This window comes from Vibrio sp. D173a, from assembly GCF_030248475.1.
In genome coordinates this window covers 1-756 of record NZ_JAHGAH010001660.1, presented here as the reverse complement: position 1 = coordinate 756, position 756 = coordinate 1, and the positions used below count along the sequence as shown (strand labels likewise).

The 756-nt window shown below is 48.5% G+C and carries 1 protein-coding gene; it reads left to right on the top strand.

Features of this window, described 5'->3' with window-relative positions:
• On the top strand, positions 1-756 hold a 756-nt coding region (locus tag KIV40_RS35400), incomplete at both ends, for a putative PEP-binding protein (protein WP_306431952.1).

Here is a 756-nt window from a genome sequence, read left to right as displayed (position 1 = left end):
ACCAAGATCGCACTGAACCAAGGTGTGGATGGGGTGGGACTCTACCGTACAGAGATCTCTTTCTTGCTTCAGCAACGCTTTCCTTCGGAAGATGAGCAGGTGAAGCAATACCAATCGGTACTCGAAAGCTACCCAGATAAACAGGTGGTGATGCGTACCTTAGACATCGGTGGCGACAAGGCTTTGCCTTATTTCCCGATTGAAGAGGACAACCCATTTTTGGGCTGGCGTGGGATTCGATTCACCCTCGACCATCCAGATATTTTTATTATTCCGCTCAGAGCGATGCTGCGCGCCAGTTGTGGTAGTCAAAATCTCAGTATTCTGCTGCCGATGATTTCTGGGGCTCGTGAACTGGATGATGCTTTGCAATTGATAGAGCAAGCCTACGATGAGGTACATGAACTGGATAGTCGCGTGCGTATGCCGCGTATCGGGGTTATGTTGGAAGTGCCTTCTATGCTCTATTTGCTTCCTCTGATAGCAGACCGTGTCGACTTTGTTTCTGTCGGTACCAATGACTTAACCCAATATTTATTGGCGGTTGACCGGAACAATTCTCGAGTCTCTGATGTCTATGAATCCATGCACCCCGCAGTGATCATGGCGCTTAAACAGATGCACGATACCTGTAAACAGTTTCAACTGCCGGTGTGTATCTGTGGTGAGTTAGCAGGTGACCCGATGGGTGCTCTGCTATTGATTGGTCTTGGTTATCAAACCTTGAGTATGAACACCTCGAACGTGGCAAGAACC